The 19,140-nt window shown below is 68.0% G+C and carries 17 protein-coding genes and 1 tRNA gene; 10 read left to right on the forward strand and 8 right to left on the reverse strand.

Annotation, left to right across the window (positions count from 1 at the left end; genetic code table 11):
- The first annotated feature begins 4 nt into the window (after positions 1-4).
- The gene (locus tag EF294_RS01210) at positions 5-1,174 is read left to right on the forward strand and encodes a ferrochelatase (RefSeq protein WP_425459382.1); all 1,170 of its coding nucleotides are present in this window, start codon (positions 5-7) and stop codon (positions 1,172-1,174) included.
- Between the two features lie 51 nt (positions 1,175-1,225).
- Here EF294_RS01210 and EF294_RS01215 read toward each other — a convergent pair whose 3' ends face one another.
- Positions 1,226-2,020: a hypothetical protein gene (locus EF294_RS01215; protein WP_123925191.1), complete on the reverse strand. Its 795-nt coding sequence runs from the start codon at positions 2,018-2,020 to the stop codon at positions 1,226-1,228.
- Between the two features lie 79 nt (positions 2,021-2,099).
- Between EF294_RS01215 and EF294_RS01220 the strand changes: the two genes are divergently transcribed.
- The 3 genes from EF294_RS01220 (at position 2,100) to EF294_RS01230 (ending at position 4,685) form a co-directional block, all read left to right on the forward strand.
- Positions 2,100-2,939: a DUF3097 domain-containing protein gene (locus EF294_RS01220; RefSeq protein ID WP_123925192.1), complete on the forward strand. Its 840-nt coding sequence runs from the start codon at positions 2,100-2,102 to the stop codon at positions 2,937-2,939.
- A gap of 76 nt (positions 2,940-3,015) precedes the next feature.
- The gene (locus EF294_RS01225; RefSeq protein ID WP_123925193.1) at positions 3,016-3,444 is read left to right on the forward strand and encodes an NfeD family protein; all 429 of its coding nucleotides are present in this window, start codon (positions 3,016-3,018) and stop codon (positions 3,442-3,444) included.
- The gene (locus tag EF294_RS01230) at positions 3,432-4,685 is read left to right on the forward strand and encodes an SPFH domain-containing protein (protein WP_123925328.1); all 1,254 of its coding nucleotides are present in this window, start codon (positions 3,432-3,434) and stop codon (positions 4,683-4,685) included. The genes EF294_RS01225 and EF294_RS01230 overlap by 13 nt, the downstream gene beginning before the upstream one ends.
- Positions 4,686-4,722: 37 nt before the next feature.
- Here the strand turns inward: EF294_RS01230 and EF294_RS01235 are convergent, their stop codons facing one another.
- From EF294_RS01235 to EF294_RS01250, 4 genes are all read right to left on the reverse strand, one after another.
- A complete protein-coding gene (locus EF294_RS01235; RefSeq protein WP_123925194.1) occupies positions 4,723-6,240 on the reverse strand; it encodes an alpha/beta hydrolase in 1,518 nt (505 codons plus the stop codon).
- Positions 6,241-6,363: 123 nt separating this feature from the next.
- Positions 6,364-6,924: a hypothetical protein gene (locus EF294_RS01240; protein ID WP_123925195.1), complete on the reverse strand. Its 561-nt coding sequence runs from the start codon at positions 6,922-6,924 to the stop codon at positions 6,364-6,366.
- A complete protein-coding gene (locus EF294_RS01245; RefSeq protein WP_123925196.1) occupies positions 6,921-7,517 on the reverse strand; it encodes a hypothetical protein in 597 nt (198 codons plus the stop codon). The genes EF294_RS01240 and EF294_RS01245 overlap by 4 nt, the downstream gene beginning before the upstream one ends.
- Positions 7,518-7,638: 121 nt before the next feature.
- Entirely contained in the window at positions 7,639-8,304 is a 666-nt protein-coding gene (locus EF294_RS01250; RefSeq protein WP_246007597.1) for a TVP38/TMEM64 family protein, read from the reverse strand.
- A 275-nt stretch (positions 8,305-8,579) separates the two neighbouring features.
- Here EF294_RS01250 and EF294_RS01255 point away from each other — a divergent pair, with 275 nt between their 5' ends.
- The 4 genes from EF294_RS01255 (at position 8,580) to EF294_RS01270 (ending at position 14,418) form a co-directional block, all read left to right on the forward strand.
- A complete protein-coding gene (locus EF294_RS01255) occupies positions 8,580-10,517 on the forward strand; it encodes a methylmalonyl-CoA mutase family protein (protein ID WP_123925198.1) in 1,938 nt (645 codons plus the stop codon).
- Positions 10,514-12,778 (forward strand): methylmalonyl-CoA mutase, encoded by a 2,265-nt coding sequence (gene scpA / locus EF294_RS01260; protein ID WP_123925199.1) that lies wholly within the window; start codon positions 10,514-10,516, stop codon positions 12,776-12,778. Before EF294_RS01255 ends, scpA begins: the two co-directional genes overlap by 4 nt.
- Positions 12,775-13,791: a methylmalonyl Co-A mutase-associated GTPase MeaB gene (meaB, locus tag EF294_RS01265; protein WP_123925200.1), complete on the forward strand. Its 1,017-nt coding sequence runs from the start codon at positions 12,775-12,777 to the stop codon at positions 13,789-13,791. Before scpA ends, meaB begins: the two co-directional genes overlap by 4 nt.
- A gap of 264 nt (positions 13,792-14,055) precedes the next feature.
- On the forward strand, positions 14,056-14,418 hold the full coding sequence (locus tag EF294_RS01270) for a hypothetical protein (RefSeq protein WP_123925201.1): 363 nt from the start codon (positions 14,056-14,058) through the stop codon (positions 14,416-14,418).
- A gap of 183 nt (positions 14,419-14,601) precedes the next feature.
- Here EF294_RS01270 and EF294_RS01275 read toward each other — a convergent pair whose 3' ends face one another.
- Complete coding sequence (locus EF294_RS01275) at positions 14,602-15,555, reverse strand: LLM class F420-dependent oxidoreductase (RefSeq protein ID WP_123925202.1); 954 nt, start codon at positions 15,553-15,555, stop codon at positions 14,602-14,604.
- Positions 15,556-15,565: 10 nt separating this feature from the next.
- A complete protein-coding gene (locus EF294_RS01280; protein ID WP_123925203.1) occupies positions 15,566-16,609 on the reverse strand; it encodes a nucleoside hydrolase in 1,044 nt (347 codons plus the stop codon).
- A 465-nt stretch (positions 16,610-17,074) separates the two neighbouring features.
- On the opposite strand from EF294_RS01280, the gene EF294_RS21740 reads away from it, so the two are divergent.
- Positions 17,075-17,608, forward strand: coding sequence for a mechanosensitive ion channel family protein (locus EF294_RS21740; protein ID WP_246007598.1), 534 nt, complete (start codon positions 17,075-17,077; stop codon positions 17,606-17,608).
- Here the strand turns inward: EF294_RS21740 and EF294_RS01290 are convergent.
- Positions 17,590-17,675 (reverse strand) — tRNA-Leu (locus EF294_RS01290). The two genes, EF294_RS21740 and EF294_RS01290, sit on opposite strands and share 19 nt — an antisense overlap.
- A gap of 97 nt (positions 17,676-17,772) precedes the next feature.
- Here EF294_RS01290 and EF294_RS01295 point away from each other — a divergent pair.
- On the forward strand, positions 17,773-19,119 hold the full coding sequence (locus tag EF294_RS01295; RefSeq protein WP_123925204.1) for a M20/M25/M40 family metallo-hydrolase: 1,347 nt from the start codon (positions 17,773-17,775) through the stop codon (positions 19,117-19,119).
- The last annotated feature ends 21 nt before the right edge of the window (positions 19,120-19,140 follow it).

Genomic DNA, 19,140 nt, shown 5'->3' on the forward strand with positions numbered 1-19,140 from the left:
GCGTGTGCCGGTGACCGTCGCGCCCGAAAGCGGGGACATCGATCCCACCGGCGATAGCCGAGAGTGTGATCGCACCGGCGGCGGCCGGCAGTTTGACGCTGTGCTGTTTCTGTCCTTCGGTGGGCCCGACGGGCCCGACGACGTGATCCCCTTCCTGGAGAACGTCACCCGGGGGCGCGGTGTGCCCAGGAAGCGCCTCGAGGAGGTGGCGCAGCATTATCTGCATTTCGGTGGTGTATCACCGATCAACCGGCTCAATCTCGAGATGATCGAGGCCCTGCGCGGCGAACTGGACCGTCGCGGGCGCAAGGGGTTGCCGGTCTTCTTCGGTAACCGCAACTGGCATCCGATGATCGCCGACACCGTCACCGAGATGTACGACGCGGGTCATCGGCGGATTCTTGTATTCCCGACGTCGGCCTGGGGTGGCTATTCCGGTTGTCGGCAATACCACGAAGACATCGAGCACGCGGTGACCGAGCTGACACTGCGCCGGCCCGCGGCGGCATCGTCGGATCCCGTCCTGCTGCGCAAACTCCCCCAGTATTGGGACCATCCGGCGATGGTGGCGGCCGGCCGTGACGCGGTCGCGCGTGCGGCGGCCCTCCTCCCGCCCTCCTCCCGCCCGCCGCGTCTGGTGTGCACGGCGCATTCGGTGCCCAGCGCCGCCGACGCGAACTCCGGGCCCGCCGCCGACGGCGGGCGCATGTACTCGTATCAGGTGGCTCGTGCGGCCGAGATGGTTGCGCGGGCAGCCGGTTTCGACGACCACGACCAGGTGTGGCAGTCGCGCTCCGGGCCGCCACAGGTGCCCTGGTTGAGCCCGGACATCTGCGACCATCTCGAAACACTGGCCGCACAGGGCATCACGCAGGTCATCGTCTACCCGGTGGGATTCATCTCCGACCATCTCGAGGTGATCTGGGACCTCGACAACGAGGCGGCCGATACCGCGCGGCGTCTGGGAATGGATTACGTCCGCGCCGACACCGTGGGCACCGACGCGCGTTTCGTGGCCCTGATCGCCGATCTCGTCGACGACCACCTTGTCGACGACCGCTATACCGGTGCTGCGAATGCTCCGGCGGGCGAGTCGCCGATGGGGTGCGGGGACAACGGGGCGGTCTGCCGTGACCGCTGCTGTGTGCCGGTGCCCCGTCCGACCCGCAGCTGACGATGCGGAGCGATCACCCTCATCAGGGGATGTGAATCGTCGGCGCACCGATCACCATGTGGTGCCGAGGAATTCGGTGATGATCCGGTTCACTGCGGCGGCGCGCGCGGCATGGGCGAGTCTCACCAGCCGCCGAAGCTCCCCATCGCCGGAGGACCACTGTGCGGCGGTTGCCCCGAATCCGGCTCCGGCCTCGCCGGCGAGAATCGCGATCGACTCGACCTGTGCCGCGGTCTCGATCATGCGTGTCGCACGCATATCGTCGTGTGGTGGCACCTCGACAAGGTGGCGGTGGGTCTGTGCGCGCAGCGTTCCGCGCAGATCGACCGGCATCGTCGCCGTCCGGCCGCCGATCTTCGTGATCAGCTCGGCTGTCGTCGAGATCGACTGTCGCAGTTCGTATTCGATGTCACCGGCGAGTACGGTTGCCCCGCTCGGCACCTCCGATCGATAGCGCATCGCCCGCCACCGGCAGGAGCCGTCGTGTTCGGTCGGGATCAGTGCCAGCGGCGTCGCTGCGCCGTCGTCGATCAGCAGAACCTCGCCGGCGGCGAAGGCTGCAGTAGTGGCCTCGTCGGGCGGAAGGCCCTGCGGGTCACCGGCGCTGGGGAGGCGGATCGAGATACGCCCGGCGTCGCGGAGCAGGGAGAGCAGTCCCAGAACGCCGGCCGCGATGGAGTCGGGCGTGCCCGGCCGGTCGTCGAGGAGGATGTGCCGATCGGCGGATCCGGCGAGGGTGTCGACGACGTCGTCGGGAGAGCAGCGCCCGGCGATCCACGCAGCAGACCACGCGCCCAGGGCGCTGGCCGGCCAGGCGCGGTGCAGAACCTGATCGATACTGGTCATAGGTCGTCCACGATACCTTCCGGTTCGCACATCGGCGCTCGGCGTGGCTTTCGCCGGTCTGGGGCGGGAGTTGGTTAGCGTGACGGGTGTGACCGACGATCGTTATGGACGAGATGTACTGGCGGCGCCGCGCCGCGCCGCGCCGCGGCCCCCCGAGGTGGCCGCAGAGCGAGACCTGGTCGTTGAGGATGCGGCAAGCGGCTTCTGCGGCGCCGTCGTCGGACTCGAGAAGAGCTACGCCGGCGACCTGGTACGGCTCGAGGACCGGCACGGGCGGACGCGGGTCTTCGTCATGCATCCCGCGGCCTTCCTCATTGACGGTGCGCCGGTGACCCTGGTTCGACCGCGCACCCGGGGTCCGGTCGCGGTGCAGCGCACCGCGTCGGGATCGCGGGTGGCACCCGCGACGCGTGCCCGCACGGCCCGGGCAAGCCGGATCTTCGTCGAGGGCGTGCACGACGCCACTCTTCTCGAACGCGTCTGGGGGTCGGATCTGCGCGCGGAGGGGGTGGTGGTCGTGGGGCTCGACGGCCTCGACAACCTCGAGGCCGTGCTCGCCGAGTTCGGGCCTGCCGCCCATCGCCGAGCGGGTGTGCTGGTCGACCACCTCGTTGCCGGTTCCAAGGAGGAGCGCCTCACCACGGCGCTGGGGGAGCACGTCCTCGTTCGCGGGCATCGGTTCATCGATGTCTGGGAAGCGGTGAAACCGGCTTCCGTCGGTATCCGGGCCTGGCCGACGGTGCCGCGCGGGGAGGAGTGGAAGACCGGGGTGTGTGCCCGATTGGGCTGGGGCACACCGCAAGACGGCTGGCGACGGGTGCTGTCGAAGGTCACCGATTTCCGCGACCTCGAGGTGGATCTGTTGCGCTCGGTCGAGGAACTCATCGACTTCGTGACCGCCGCGGACGGCGACGGCTGAGTCGGCGATCGCTCCGGGGACTCGGGTGCGGTCCGGATCGCCGCTGCCCCGGTGGTGATTCTGGCAGACTGGACCCATGAGCGCGCTGGTCTGGCTGGTGGCCGTGATCGTGCTGCTGATCGGAGAGATGGTCAGCGGGGATCTGGTGTTGCTCATGCTCGGTGGTGGCGCTCTCGCCGCCACGGGTGTGGATTTCTTTGTCTCACCGCCCATCTGGGTGGACGTGGTGGTGTTCGCGGTGGTCGCGATCGCGTTGTTGGCAGTCGTGCGGCCGGTGGCCAAGCGGCATCTGATGTCTCGACCTGCGTTGTTGACCAACGTCGAGGCGCTGGAGGGAAAGCGCGCCACGGTCCTCGCGTCGGTCGACGAACACCGCGGCCGGGTGAAGATCGACGGTGAGGAGTGGTCCGCCCGCGCGAGGACCCCCGGCGATCATTTCGAACCGGGCGAACAGGTGACCGTGTGGCAGATCGACGGCGCGACCGCCGTCGTATGGAAGGGGTGAGGGTCGTGGAGTACATCGGCGTGGTGGTGGCCGTCCTGGTGATCGTGTTGGTGGCGGTCACCCTCGCGAAATCGGTGGCCCTCATCCCGCAGGCGGAGGCGGCGGTGATCGAGCGCCTCGGGCGCTACACCCGTACCGTGTCGGGGCAGTTGACCCTGCTGGTGCCATTCATCGACCGGATCCGGGCGCGCGTCGACATCCGCGAACGCGTGGTGTCCTTCCCCCCGCAGCCGGTCATCACCGAGGATAACCTCACCCTGTCGATCGACACCGTCGTCTACTTCCAGGTCACCAATCCGCGGTCGGCGGTCTACGAGATCGACGACTACCTTGCCGGCGTCGAGCAACTGACGATCACCACACTGCGCAACGTGGTCGGTGGTATGACCCTGGAAGAAACACTGACGTCGCGAGACTCGATCAACGGCCAATTACGCGGCGTACTCGACGAAGCCACCGGGCGATGGGGACTCCGCGTGGCGCGCGTCGAGCTCAAGTCGATCATGCCGCCGCCGTCGATCCAGGAATCGATGGAAAAGCAGATGAAGGCCGACCGTGAGAAGCGCGCGACCATTCTGGCCGCGGAGGGACAGCGCGAGTCGGCGATCAAGACCGCCGAGGGCGCCAAGCAGAGCCAGATTCTGTCCGCCGAGGGTGCCAAGCAGGCCGCGATTCTCTCCGCCGAGGCCGAGCGGCAGTCCCGCATCCTGCGTGCCCAGGGCGATCGCGCGGCGACCTACCTCAAGGCGCAGGGTGAGGCCAAGGCGATCCAGAAGACCTTCGCCGCGGTCAAGGCGAGCAAGCCGACACCGGAGATCCTCGCCTACCAGTACCTGCAACAAATCCCCGAGATGGCCAAGGGCGAAGGCAGCAAGGTGTGGGTGTTGCCGACCGACTTCGGTTCGGCCCTCCAGGGATTCGCGAAGTCGTTCGGCGTCAGGGGCGACGACGGGGTGTTCCGGTACGAGCCCGCCGACGACATCCCGGCCGACGTCGATGAATCCGACACCGAGGGCTGGTTCGACATGACCACCGACCCGCGGGTGGCGCGTGCGGTCGCCGAGGCCGAGGCTGTTGCCCGCCAGCCCGTCGAGCCCGATGCGCCGCTGCGGGCGGCCACTCGTCACGCCATCACCACCGACACCACCTCGCCGGGAGCGCTCGATGCGGGGTCGGAATTCTTGGCGGCACCCGCGGTTGAATCGGCCGCCCCGATCGACGCCGACGAGCCGAGCTCGTAGGTCTGCGTCGTCGTCCGACTCCACCCCGGGCGCGCTCTCACACCGGTGGCGAGGAGGAAGGCGCGGACATCGCGTTCACCGACGCCGGCGGGGCACTCGGAACGCTGCCCGAGGGCGCGTGTGTCGTGGTCGCCGCGACCGGACCGGCGTCGGGAACCCCGATCTCGGCGGCCATGGTGGGCAGCGCGTCGATGAAGGCCTGCTCGGCGAATTGCCATGTGTGCCCGCCCGATTGCAGATGGATCGAACAGGTGATGCCCACTTTCTCGCCGTCGGCGCACAGCGTTCGTGCCGCAGTCAGCTCCGACCCCGGGGTGATGTGCCCACCGCCGTCACGGCCACCGAGTCCGGTGCCGCCCTGTCCCTGACCCCACTTGCCTTGACCCCGGCCACCCTGTCCCGGGCGGTGCCCGCGGTGCTGGCCCGGACCGCCGGGACCCCGTCGGCCGCCGGAGGATTCGTCGAACCACCCCGAGACCCCGGTATAGCGACCGTGGCGCGCCATGACTGTCGCCGGGTCGAAGCTGGCGTCGGCCGTGGTGCTGCCGCCGAAGAGCCGGCTGACCGTCTGGCTCGTGGTCCCGGAGTTGGGGGCGGCGTCGCCGGCGATGTCCTCGAACGAGGTGAATTCATCGGGGTGCATGGTCGCCAGGTCTACCGCGCAGGTGCCGCCCATCGACCAGCCGACCACACCCCAGTTGGCGGCTGCAGGCGATGCGTGGAACTGCGAGATCACCGCCGGACGGACCTCGTCGGTCAGATGTGTGGCGACGTTGCCGCGGGGCCCGTTGACGCATTCGGTGTCGTTGTTGAAGCTTCCGCCCACATCCGGGAACACCAGGATCGGAGCCTGTCCGTGATGCGTCCGCGCGTAGACGTCGATGATCTGGACGGCATGTCCGGTGCGCATCCAGTCGGCGGGGGTGTTGAATTCGCCGCTGATCATCATCACGACCGGAAGGGTCGGCGGGGTGGGGCCGGCGAACCACGCGGGTGGCAAGTAGACGTATTCGGTGCGATGGGCGAAATCGCTTCGCGCCGAACCGGTGTCGATGGAGACCACTTTGCCGGTGGTCTGCACGGTGTGGCGATCGGCGGCCAGTGTCGAGTTGTCGATCTGGTCGGGTAGTGGTCCGGCGGTCACTTGCACCCACGCCTCCTGCACGGTCGGAAAGTAGCCGACCCACTGGTTCACACTGAGCGCGGCCGCCGAGAGCACGGCGACCACCGACAACACCGATGCCACCCGGCGCCACCACTGAGTGCGTCGTGCACCGACGACGACCAGCGCTACCGCGGCACCCAGCGCTCCGATCCAGCACCACAAGAGCTGCGGTGCGGGGTCGGAGGACATACCCTCTGAGGACCAGTATTCGTATGCGGCCCACACCGTCAGTGCGCCGACCCCGACGCTCACCGGAATCCAGAGCAGCCACCATCGTCGCGACCGGCGTGCGATGACCAGGGCCAAGAGGACGATGGCGACGATCTCGATGGTCAGCGGTAACCAGCCGTCGAGCAACGAGACGCCGTGTCCGTACGTGTGCGAACCCACTCGCGCCAGTATTCGTCCCGGATCTGGCACCTCGCTGTCAATCAGCGCAGAGTCCGCTCAGCGCTTGATGTTTCGGGCTCGAGAAACCGGCCAGCCCGACTTATCGGACCGTGCCGGCCGCGGTCACACGGCCAGAAGGTGCCCCACCCCGGCCATTCCGCACGCCCAGAGCACCGAGGCGAAGGTGCCCATGATGAACTGCTCGCTGGCATGCGGCGCGCGTAGTTCCGGAAACCGGGCCAGGCTCTTGACTGCGAGGATGATCGCCAGGCCCTCCGGCCAACCGAGCAGCAAGGTTCCGACGACGGCGAGCCGTTCGAGGTATCCGATGACCCGCCCACCACGTAGTGGCCCTGCCTCGGGCTCGTCCGGCCCACCCGCGGGCGGTGCGGCGCTCACCGGGGCACCGGTGACGCCTCCGGCGATGAGTACCGATCGGACGATGGCGCCGCCAGCGGTGACCGCGGCTGTGGTGGCCGCGAGGGATCCCATGACGGATAAGGCATGGGTGGTCGGTGCGGTACCCAACCACGCGCAGAGTGCGGTGACCGCGGCGAGCAGCAACGAGACGACGCTCGACGCCGGATCGATCCACTCGCGGTTGCCGAGCCGACGGTGCAGCGCCATCGCCGCCCCGGGGAGCGCGGCGATCACGATGAGCACGCTGATGGCGGTGACCGTCATCGGGGGTCCGCCACGGGTCTGTCGGCGCGGGTGAGGAGGTCGACGACGAGATCTCGCGTGGGCGATTCCAGTTCCCAGCGCGCCGCCCGCAATCGCTGTGACATCGCCTGCGGGGTGATGCCGAGCTCGTCGGCCGCCGCGGTCTGGCGCAGGCCACCGCGGACCAGCGACACCGCCTCCCGGCCCGCGGCCGAGCGGGTGGTCACGATCTCGGTGAGCAGACGCAGAGCGATGTCGGCGTGCTCGGCCCGCCGGGACGCTCCGCGCACCGCCAGCGGCGGCCGCGCGGCCTTGGCTTCCTCGACCGCGACCCGCGCATATTCGAACGCCGCACCGCGGCCCGCCCGGGTCTGTGCAGGGAGCGGTGTCTCGACGTCGCCGATCCCGATGCCGATGCTCCAATGGCCCTCGTCGGCCAGCAGCAGGGTGACGGAGACGACGGCATCCGGGTCGGTGAGTACGGCCTGGACCTCGTCGCCTGCGGTGCGGTCGAAGGGCCGGAGAACAGGGGTGTCGGCGACGGCGGTGAGCAGGTCGGGAACACGGTCGCGGTCCGTCCGGCTCCGGCGCTGGTCGATCGTCATCACGAACACAGCAGATCACCCGCCACCGACAGTGCGGTTGCGGCAACGTCGCGCGACCTGTGCTGCCTCATGGTTCAAGTATGAGGACTTGTCATCGACATATCAAGCAAAATGGCTTGATTTGGATACATCAAGGTTGAGAAGTTGATGATCGAAGCGGTGCGCGCACATCGACGACGAGCCCGATGACCCCGATCGCGAAGAACGTGGCGCTCAGGCCCAGCAACCACGGATTTTCTTGACCGGTCAGTGCGTCGCCGAGCAGCACGACCGCAACGGTCCCTGGGGCCATACATGTCACACTCGCCAGCAGGTAGGGGCCGGTACGCACCGAGGAGAGCCCCGCGCAGTAGTTCAGCAGCCAGAACGGACAGACCGGGATCAGTCGCAGCGACCCCACGGCAAGCCAGCCGCGCGCGGCCAGCCGGTGCTCGATCGCTCGCATCACCGGCCGCTGCAGGAATGGCTGAATTCGGGACAGCCCGACACCACGTGCCACTCGAAACGCCAGGTACGCCGCCAGGGTTGCCGAGATCATCGCGCCGATCACGCCGACGACGGGACCGAAGAAGATCCCCGACATGACGGTAAAGATGGTGCGGGGGATCGGTAGTGCCGTGCACACCACGTAGGCGCCGAAGAACACCCAGACAAAGGCCGGCCCGAGTGTCTCGCCCCAAGCCCGCACGCTGCCGACCGACGGAAGGGGAATGAGATAGGAGGCGGCCAGCACGGCGCACACCGCGACAAGCCCGAGTGCCGCGTTGCCGATTCTGCGGCGCGACTGGGTGGTCATCGCATCTCGGGGCCGGCCCGGCGATCCCGGCGAAGTGGGCGGCTCGGACGAGGTGGGCGTCAGGGACTCGCCGGAACCTCTGCGATCGTCACGCACCGCTTCACTCTAGGGCGGTCCGTGACAGGCCCTTGCGTGATCAGCCGGGAGGGTCTGCCCGCCCGAGGCCGTACGTGGCATACGTCACGACACGGGCCTACTGTGCGGTACCGAGCGAGCGATCGGCTAAGGTCAACTACGCTCTCGACCGAGCGCATGATGGAGGTGTGTGCAGCACGATGCCCGAGCACAGCGAACAGCCCGAGCAGTCCCGACAGGCGCTCGACGAGGCATATGAGACATGGTCGCGGGCCGCGGCCGGGGTGCTCGCCAAGTCGCGGCGCATCGAGATCGACGATCTTCCCGACACCCCCGAGGCACTGCTGTCCACGCAGACCCGGGACGGGCTGACCGTCCGCCCGCTCTACACGCGCCGAGACGAGACCGCAGAACCCGGTGTCCCAGGTGGCTTCCCCTACGTCCGCGGGGCCGACCCGCACCGCGACGTTCTCACCGGCTGGCGGGTGACCGAACGATTCGGCGACGATCCGGCATCGGCCCAACAGGTCAACACCGAGATCCTCGAGGCGATGAACAACGGGACCAGCGGCCTGTGGGTGGCCGTCGGAGGTGCTCTGTCCGCCTCTGACCTCGCCACCGCGCTGTCCGGTGTTTACCTGGATTTGGTGCCGATCACCCTCGACGCCGGCGCCTCGGGTATCGAGGCCGCACGCGCCCTGCTCGCCGTCCGCGGCGGTGCGCCCGCGGGCGCGGACACCGCCGCACCGACCGCGGCGACGACGCTGTCCCTCGGGCTCTCACCGCTGACCGCTGCTTACTCGGGTCGGCCCACGGTGGCACCCGAGGCGGCCACCGAACTCGCGGTGGAGGTCGCGCGGGCACACGGCGCCGCGGTTCGCGCCCTGCGGGTCGACGGCACCGACTTCGCCACCGCCGGCGCCGACAACGGACTTGAATTGGCCCTGTCGGTGGCGGCCGCGGTGGCGCATCTGCGTGATCTCACCGCGGCCGGACTCGACCCCGCGGCCGCGCTGGAACAGCTCACCTTCGCCGTTTCGGTCGCCGACGATCAGTTCGCTGGTATCGCGAAACTGCGTGCGCTGCGGCGTGTCTGGGCTCGGGTGGCCGAGGTGATCGGTGCGCCGGCCTCGGGCGGCGCATTGACCCATGCGGTCACCGACCTGTCGATGTACAGCCAGCGTGATCCGTGGGTGAACATGCTGCGCAGCACCATCGCCGCCTTCGGTGCCGGCGTCGGCGGTGCCGACCAGGTCACCGTCCTGCGTTACGACGCGGCGTTACCCGCCGACGCGCGTACCTCCGGAGTCGCGTTCTCCCGGCGGATCGCCCGCAACACCCAGCTGTTACTCCTCGAGGAGTCCAACATCGGACGGGTGCTCGATCCGGCCGGCGGATCGTGGTTCGTCGAGTCGCTTACCGACGACCTCGCCGCGAACGCATGGGCGGTCTTCGGCGACATCGAGAAGCAGGGCGGGTATCGCGCCGCCCTCGACTCGGGGTGGATCGCCGAGCGAGTCGCCGAGTCGTTGCAGACCCGGGACGTGGAAGTGGCCCATCGTCGTGAATCGGTGACCGGAGTCAACGAGTTCCCGAATCTCGCCGAGAAGCCGATCACGGGCGCCCCGGCCACGACGACAGACCTCGTCGGCGCGACCCCACGGCTGGCACGTGTCGGACGCGCCTTCGAGCAGTTGCGCGATCGCTCCGACGCCCATGTCGCCGACACCGGCGCCCGGCCGCGAATCCTGTTGCTGCCGTTGGGAAGTGTCGCCGAGCACAACGGACGCACCACGTTCGTCGCGAATCTTCTCGCGGCGGGCGGGATCGAGGCGGTGAACCCCGGCCCGCTCGACGCGTCGACCATCGGAACCACGATCACCGAGATCGGCACGCCGATCGCCGTCCTGTGCGGCACCAAGGCGCGCTACGCCGAGGACGGTCCGGCGGCGCTGGCCGCCGCGCGGGCAGCGGGTCTGGCGCACGTGCTGCTCGCCGGGCCAGAAAAAGAATGGCCCACAGGTGACGACCGCCCCGACGGCTCGCTGCGGGTGGGCATCGACGCGGTGGCCACCCTCACCGACCTCGTCGACCGGCTCGTCCCCTCCGTCCCCGCCACCTCGGGAGCCAGCGCATGACCAACACCGAACAGACAACCGCGATACCGAGTTTCGCCGACGTCGAGCTCGCCGTCGAGGTGCCGGCGGTACCGGCCGACGCGGCCGCGCAGGTGATCGGAAACCTCTCCGCCGCCCACGGCTACAGCACCGAGCAGGTCACCTGGAGCACCCCCGAGCAGATCGACGTCACGCCGGTCTACACCCGAGCCGATCGCGACGCGGTGACCACCGACGACGCACACCCGTATCCGCTGGATTCGGTGCCCGGTGCCGCGCCGTTCATCCGCGGCCCGTATCCGACGATGTACGTCAACCAGCCGTGGACCATCCGCCAGTACGCGGGCTTCTCCACCGCGGCGGAATCCAACGCCTTCTACCGCCGCAACCTGGCGGCCGGGCAGAAGGGCCTGTCGGTGGCCTTCGACCTGGCCACCCACCGCGGCTACGATTCCGACCATCCACGCGTCGCCGGTGACGTCGGCATGGCGGGCGTGGCGATCGACTCCATACTCGACATGCGTCAGCTCTTCGACGGCATCGACCTCGGCAGCGTGTCGGTGTCGATGACGATGAACGGTGCGGTGCTGCCCATCCTGGCGTTGTATGTCGTTGCCGCAGAGGAACAGGGCGTACCGCCGGAGAAGCTGGCGGGGACCATCCAGAACGACATCCTCAAGGAGTTCATGGTCCGCAACACCTACATCTATCCGCCCAAGCCGTCGATGCGGATCATCTCCAACATCTTCGAGTACACCAGCCAGAAGATGCCGCGGTTCAACTCGATCTCGATCTCCGGCTATCACATCCAGGAGGCCGGGGCCACCGCCGATCTCGAGCTCGCCTACACCCTCGCCGACGGTGTGGAGTACATCCGCGCCGGTCTCGACGCTGGGCTCGACATCGACAAGTTCGCCCCGCGGCTCTCGTTCTTCTGGGGCATCGGGATGAACTTTTTCATGGAGGTCGCCAAGCTGCGCGCCGCGCGGCTGCTCTGGAGTGAACTCGTCGCCCAGTTCGATCCGAAGAACCCGAAATCGTTGTCGCTGCGCACACATTCGCAGACCTCGGGGTGGTCGTTGACCGCCCAGGACGTGTTCAACAACGTCGCCCGCACCTGCGTCGAGGCGATGGCGGCCACCCAAGGCCACACCCAGTCGTTGCACACCAACGCCCTCGACGAGGCGATCGCCCTACCGACGGATTTCTCCGCCCGCATCGCCCGCAACACCCAGCTGCTGCTGCAGCAGGAATCGGGTACCACACGCCCGATCGATCCGTGGGCGGGCAGTAACTACGTCGAGTGGCTGACCCATCAGCTCGCACAGAAGGCCCGCGAGCACATCGCCGAGGTCGAGGCGACCGGCGGTATGACGCAGGCGATCAACGAGGGTCTGCCGAAGTTGCGGATCGAGGAGGCCGCCGCCCGCACGCAGGCGCGCATCGACTCCGGTCAGCAGCCGCTCATCGGGGTCAACAAGTACCGCGTCGAGGACGACGAGGAGATCGAGGTCCTCAAGGTCGAAAACTCCAAGGTGCGCACCGAACAACTCGAGAAGCTCGATCAGCTTCGTGTGGGCCGGGATTCGGCGGCGGTGGAGGCGGCCCTGGCCGATCTGACGCGCGCCGCGGCCAGCGACGACGGCGGCATGGAGAACAACCTGATGGCACTGGCCATTGAGGCAGCCCGGCAGCAGGCGACCGTTGGTGAGATCTCCGCGGCACTGGAAAAGGTCTATGGTCGCCATCAGGCAGAGATCAAGACCATCAGCGGGGTGTATCGACATGAGGTGGGTGCGGTGACCGGCGTCGAGGCGGCCACGGAAATTGTCGAGCAGTTCGCCGAGGCAGAGGGCCGGCGTCCGCGCGTGCTGGTCGCGAAGATGGGCCAGGACGGACACGACCGCGGGCAGAAGGTGATCGCAACAGCATTCGCCGACCTCGGCTTCGACGTCGACGTGGGCCCGCTGTTCGCCACCCCCGAGGAGGTGGCCACGCAGGCCGCCGACAACGACGTCCACGTCGTCGGTGTGTCCTCGCTGGCGGCCGGGCATCTGACGCTGGTGCCCGCGCTGCGCAAGGCGCTCGAGGAGGTCGGCCGCCCCGACATCATGATCGTCGTCGGTGGGGTGATCCCGCCCGGTGATTTCGAGGAGCTCTACCAGGCAGGCGCCGCGGCGATCTTCCCGCCGGGTACCGTCATCGCCGACTCGGCGGTCGAACTCGTCGGCAAGCTCGCCGAAAATCTGGGGCTCGAACTCGCCGGAGTCGCTTCCGAGTGACCGACCAGAGCGACACGGGGGCAGCGATACGCCGACGAGTCGACGTCGATGCGCTCGCCGAGGCCATCCTCGCCGATCGCCGTGCGGATCTCGCCCGCGCGATCACCCTCGTGGAATCGCGTAGGCCCGACCACCGCGCTGCGGCGCAAGAGTTACTCCTGCGTCTGACTCCACACTCGGGCAAGTCGTTTCGGGTCGGCATCACCGGCGTACCGGGGGTCGGCAAATCGACCACCATCGAGGCCCTTGGACTACACCTCATCGAGCGGGGGCACAAGGTCGCGGTGCTCGCCGTCGACCCGTCCTCCACCCGCACCGGCGGGTCGATCCTCGGTGACAAGACCCGGATGGGCCGGTTGTCGATGGACAAGCGTGCCTATATCCGGCCGTCACCGACGTCGGGCACGCTCGGCGGGGTCGCCAAGGCCACCCGCGAGTCGATTGTTCTCGTCGAGGCGGCGGGTTTCGACGTCGTGCTGGTGGAGACCGTCGGCGTCGGCCAGTCGGAGGTCGCGGTGGCCAACATGGTCGATACGTTCTCGTTCTTGACCCTGGCCCGCACCGGGGATTCGTTGCAGGGCATCAAGAAGGGCGTCCTCGAGCTCGCCGACGTGATCATCGTCAACAAGGCCGACGGCAACCATCTGACCGAGGCGAACGCGGCCGCCCGCGAGCTGAAGAATGCGCTTCGGCTGATCTATCCGCACGACGCGCTGTGGTTTCCCCCAGTGCAGACGATGAGCGCGCTGGAGAACACCGGCGTCGACCAGTACTGGGCGGCGGTGGAACGTCATCGCGAGACATTGCTCGCCGCAGGTGAATTCGAGGTCCGACGCAATCGTCAGCAGATTGAGTGGATGTGGGAGATGGCGCGCGAGACCGTGCTCGCACGACTCGCCGATTCCCCGGAGGTCAAGGCGGTACGCGCCGAGGTCGAGCAGCAGGTGCGCGAGGCCACGCTGACCCCGGCGCTCGGCGCGCAGCACATCATCGAAGCCTTCGACCACCGCTGACCCGACACCCCGAACGCGTACCGACGCCGCGCCTTCGAGGTGCGACGCCGGCATACTTCAGCGGGTCGGTTGCGCGCGCGATAGGTTGGTGGCGACCGGTGTCGCCGCCGAGGTGGCTGCGTTAGTTCGGCAAGAAGTCCGAGGCGCAGGTGCATGCCGACCTCGCCAGATTGGTGATGTCCCAGCTGATCACAGCCCCCTACGCGAATCGGATCTTCGATCCCGGTGCCGACGACGACTACTTCGCGCTGCAACCCGCCTGGCGTGAGCGCATCCCGACCTACCGCCGCGGCAACGCACTACTGGGCCATCAATGCAGAACTCGTCAGCGAGCTAAACCGGCGCGAATCCACCGAACGGGTCGACGGGCACCGACGGTTGTTCCTCCACGGTTGCACCGGGAAGCTCGACATCGCCGGGACCGACGATGCGGCCCGTCTGCGGGTGATGCGTCGGATGAACGGTGAGAAGCCCGAGATCCTTTGTGATGTACTGGTATTCGCCAGTGGCTTCGAGTCGACACCGATCAGCGATTTACTCGCCGACGTCGGCCGTTTCTGCCATGCCGATGTCCATGGCGACCGGCACTCGACCGCAGCTACCGGCCGCGCGCCGATGAAGAGGTGACCAGCGTCATCGACACGCGGTGCAACTCTGGGCACATCCACAGGCGGGCCGCGATTGTCCTGTCCACCGTCGCCGGCGGCTCAGGGGAGATCGTCGAAAGGCTGTCGGCTCGCGTGGGTGCGCTGAACGGAACCGGGCGGCGGGCCGCGGTACTGTCGCGGCGCGGATCGGCGGTTCCTGCCGCTAGCGGTTGATCAGCGGTGCGAGGGTCCGACCGAGCAGGTCGACACGGCCGGGGATATGGCCGTTGGCGGGTGCGTTCACCGTGACCCCGTCGATCCCCGTGTCCACCAGTGCCGAGAAGCGTTGCGCGACCTCCTCCGGCGAGCCGATGATCGCGCCGCCGCGGCGTGCTTGTGCCCGCGGGTTGCGGGCAACATAGGCGTCGAACTCCTGCTCCGCCTGCTCGTGGGTCGGTGCCACGCACGCCGAGGTCTGCAGCGTCACGACAATCTCGGAGCGATCGCGGCCGAGGCGCTCGCAGTGGTGGGCGAGGGCGTCGAGTTTGCGGCCGATCTCGTCGGCCCCGCAGATGAGGTTCGATTCGTCGGCGTACTGGGCGACCATCCGCAGTGTCTTGCGCTCACCACCACCGCCGATCATCACCGGGATCCGACCGAGCGGGACGGGGGAGTTCACGGCGTCGTCAACCTGGTACCACTTGCCCGCCAGGGTCGGCCGCTCACCGCGCAGCATGGGCAGGATGATCTGCAGCGCCTCCTCGAGTTTCTCGAACCGATCGGTGAACGTACCGAACTCGTACCCGAGCGAGTCGTGTTCGAGCTCGAACCAACCCGCGCCGATGCCGAGTTGGGCGCGGCCCGCCGAAACCACATCGAGGGCGGTGACGATCTTGGCGAGCAGAGTGGGATTGCGATAGGTGTTGCCGGTGACGAGAGCCGATAGCCGTACCCGCGAGGTGTGCTGGGCCAGCGCAGCGAGCAGTGTGTAGCACTCGATCATCGGTTCGTCGGGTTCACCGAGCATCGGGAGTTGATAGAAGTGGTCCATCACCAGCACGGTGTCGAAGCCGGAGTTCTCCGCCTCGACGGCCTGCGCGGTGATCGTGGGGAAGAGTTGATCGGGCGCGGTGTCGGGATAGGTGAAGTTCGGGATCTGGTATCCGAGGCGGGTCACCGCTCCAACGCTACGCTCCCGCGGCCGGGTTGCCCACGCGTCGGGCGAGCGTCGCGACCGTCTCGATGAGGTCGTCGAAGACACGATCGACGTCGGTGGTCGAGGCCACCCGCACATTCGGTGTGCCACCCCACATCCCGCGTTCGTCGGCGACCGTCGTGCCGCGCGTCAGGGTGCCGGTGAGTTCGACCGCGACCCGGGCCGGCCGGGTGTGTACCCACGACGGATCCAGCGCCACCATCGCCGCGAACGGGTCGTGTAGGTGGGCGATGTAGCCCTCATCGTGAGCATGGTGGAACTCCAGATAGAAACGCAGCGCGTCCATCACATGCCGGATGATCACGTTGGTCGCCACCGACCGCATACCCGGCTCGTCGGCGGGATCCGGGCACTCCAGCGGGGTGCTCCCGGCCGCGGCGGCCAGACGCACCGTGTGATCGGGGGTCAGGGCGATGGATTCGGTGAGATCGAGCGGGCACACGATCGGTTGCGGCGCCCCGTCGGTGCCGAACGCCGCGAAGACCTCGGCCGCGGCCTCCGGATCGACGGCGACATTCCATTCCGAGGTCGGCGTGGTGTTGCCGTGCACGTGGAACGCCCCACCCATGATCACCAGTCGTCGCAGCCGCAGCGGCAGGTCGCGGTCGCGACGGATCGCGGTGGCCAGCGAGGTCATCGGACCCGTCACGAGTCCGACGAGCTCGCCATCATGTGCAGCGGCCGCTTGCACCCACGCGTCTGCGGCGTCGAGACCGGCGACGGCCTGCGTCGGGGTCGGCAGCTCGGCATAGCCCACCCCGAGCGGCCCATGGGTATCCTCGGTGGTCATCAGGTCGGCAACCAGAGGGCCGGGTGCCCCCTGATGAACCGCTACGTCCTCGCGACCGCAGAGCGTGAGCCACGCGAGGTTGTTGGTGGCGACCACATCGGCCGGTACATTGCCGGCCGTACTTGCGATCCCGACGAGATCGACGTCGTCGCGGGCGAGTAGATAGAGCAGGGCGAGCGAGTCGTCGATCCCGGTATCGCAGTCGAAGAACACACGGTGGGTCACCGCACCAGTCTCGCACCTACTGGTGCGCACCCGCCCGTTCCGGTGTGTCCACCGCCGTTGCGCAGCGGGTTCGACGGATCGTGGGATGTCCATACCGGTGGAGCATGGATCTTTCCACTCTCGGCGCGGCCGATGGCCCCATCACGCAGCCCGCCGTCGAATCTGGCGACACAACCGAATGCGTCTGGTGGAACAGCCCATTCGTATCGTCTGCCACCTCGTCAGCGCGCTGATCGTGCGGTGAATCGCCCGTCGCCTCATCGATCGGGACACCCCCGAGAACCCCGACGCCGCCGACTGCAAGGCGCCTGCCCTGATCCGGCATCTGCGCGAACGTGCGCCAACCGAGACGAGGCCCGGTGGCGGCGAAAGCGACTGTGTCGCAGCGTCGTTATCAGCTGGCCCGCACCATCGGTTCGGCGCTGAAGTCGACGGTGTCGATCATCGTGCCGGCCTGGGCGGACCGTGGCGATCCTGTCGGTGCCCGGCGACATCGCAACGCCGTTCATCGCCTCGGCCGCCGGGGTGCTCGGCCGGCCGTCGGGTTCGGGGGCGCAGAACCTGCTGCGGGACTTCGGGACCGGCGTGTCCCTGCTCCTCGAGACCCGTACGGTGTCAGTGACATCGTGGATCTCGGTGAGGCGGGCGGTCGGCGCGGTCGCAAGCGTCGGCGTGCGCATCACCACCGGGCGCGAGGGAAACGGTACCTTCTGGCACTTCCGCAACGGGGAGATCGCCCGCGTGGGCAAGATGAACCGGGAGTATGCCGTGGCCCGGGTCGAGGTCCCGGTGCCACTGCGCGTCGATCTCGATCGCACGCGGATGCGCGGGGCGCAGGCGTCGCGTCGGATTGGGCGGTGCTGCACCAGCCTGATGTCGGGGCCGGACCCTCGTCGGCGCCGACGCCGACGGTTGAGTAGATGCCACAGAACCAGACGAGGTCCCCGGGAAAATTCCCCGAGGACCTCGTCTGGTGTGGGTGTCCGAGGGGGGACTTGAACCCCCACGCCCGTTAATAGGGCACTAGCACCTCAAGCTAGCGCGTCTGCCATTCCGCCACTCGGACTTAATTGTCAACCCGGCGTGCGAGGCAACCTCTCACACCGGCGGCGATAACACTAACCGAGGTTGCCCCGGTATCCCAAATCCCGTAGGAGTGAGGGGTGACCGAAGAGTCGAACACCCCGCGCGCCGTCGACGAGGTCGTCGACCTCGTGAGCACCTTGATCCGTTTCGACACCAGCAACACCGGAGAGCTGGAGACCACCCGAGGCGAGGAGGAATGCGCCACATGGGTGGCGTCGATGCTTGAGGAGGTGGGCTACACCACCGAGTACGTGGAGTCCGGTCAACCCGGTCGCGGCAACGTCTTCGCCCGACTGCCCGGCTCCCCGGACTCCGATCGCGGAGCTCTGCTGATTCACGGCCACCTCGACGTGGTGCCCGCCGAACCGGCCGACTGGAGCGTGCACCCCTTTTCCGGCACCGTCAAGGACGGCTACATCTGGGGCCGCGGCGCGGTCGACATGAAGAACATGGTCGGCATGGCACTTGCGCTCGCGCGACAGTTCCGGCGTGCGGGCACGACACCGCCACGCGAGTTGGTCTTCGCCTTCCTCGCCGACGAGGAGGCAGGCGGAACCTGGGGAGCGCACTGGCTCGTCGAACATCGGCCCGATCTGTTCGAGGGCGTCACCGAGGCCGTCGGAGAGGTCGGTGGGTATTCGTTGACGGTCGACCGGACCGACGGCACCGAACGGCGGCTGTATCTGGTGGAGACCGCCGAGAAGGGGCTGGCGTGGATGCGGCTGACCGCCGACGCCACCGCCGGCCACGGATCCTTCTTGCACGCCGACAACGCCGTCACCGAGGTGGCCGAGGCGGTCGCCCGCATTGGCCGGCACACCTTTCCGCTCGTGGTGAGTGAATCGGTCGCCGAGTTCTTGGCCGCGGTGTCCGAGGAGACCGGTCTGGATCTTCGTCCGGACGCGCCCGATCTGGAGACCTCACTGTTCAAACTGGGCAGCCTGGCCCGGATCCTTGGTGCGACATTGCGGGACACGGCCAACCCGACGATGCTGCGGGCCGGATACAAGGCCAACGTGATCCCGCAGAAGGCCGAGGCGGTCGTCGACTGCCGCATCCTGCCCGGCCGGCAGAAGGAGTTCGAGGCCGAGATCGATCGACTCATCGGGCCCAATGTCACCCGGGAGTGGATCACCCACCTCGACTCCTACGAGACCACCTTCGACGGCGACCTCGTCGACGCGATGAACGCGGCGATCCTCGCCCATGATCCGGGCGCACGGACCGTGCCGTACATGATGTCCGGCGGCACCGACGCCAAGGCGTTCGCGAAACTCGGCGTCCGGTGCTTCGGTTTTGCTCCACTGCAGTTGCCCCGCGAACTGGATTTCGCCGCCCTGTTCCATGGTGTCGACGAGCGGGTGCCGGTGGATTCGGTCGTGTTCGGCACCAAGGTGCTCGAACACTTCTTGCTCCACAGCTAGTGTGCGCGCATACAGTGGGTC

It is taken from the genome of Gordonia oryzae, assembly GCF_003797185.1.
GTDB lineage: Bacteria > Actinomycetota > Actinomycetes > Mycobacteriales > Mycobacteriaceae > Gordonia > Gordonia oryzae.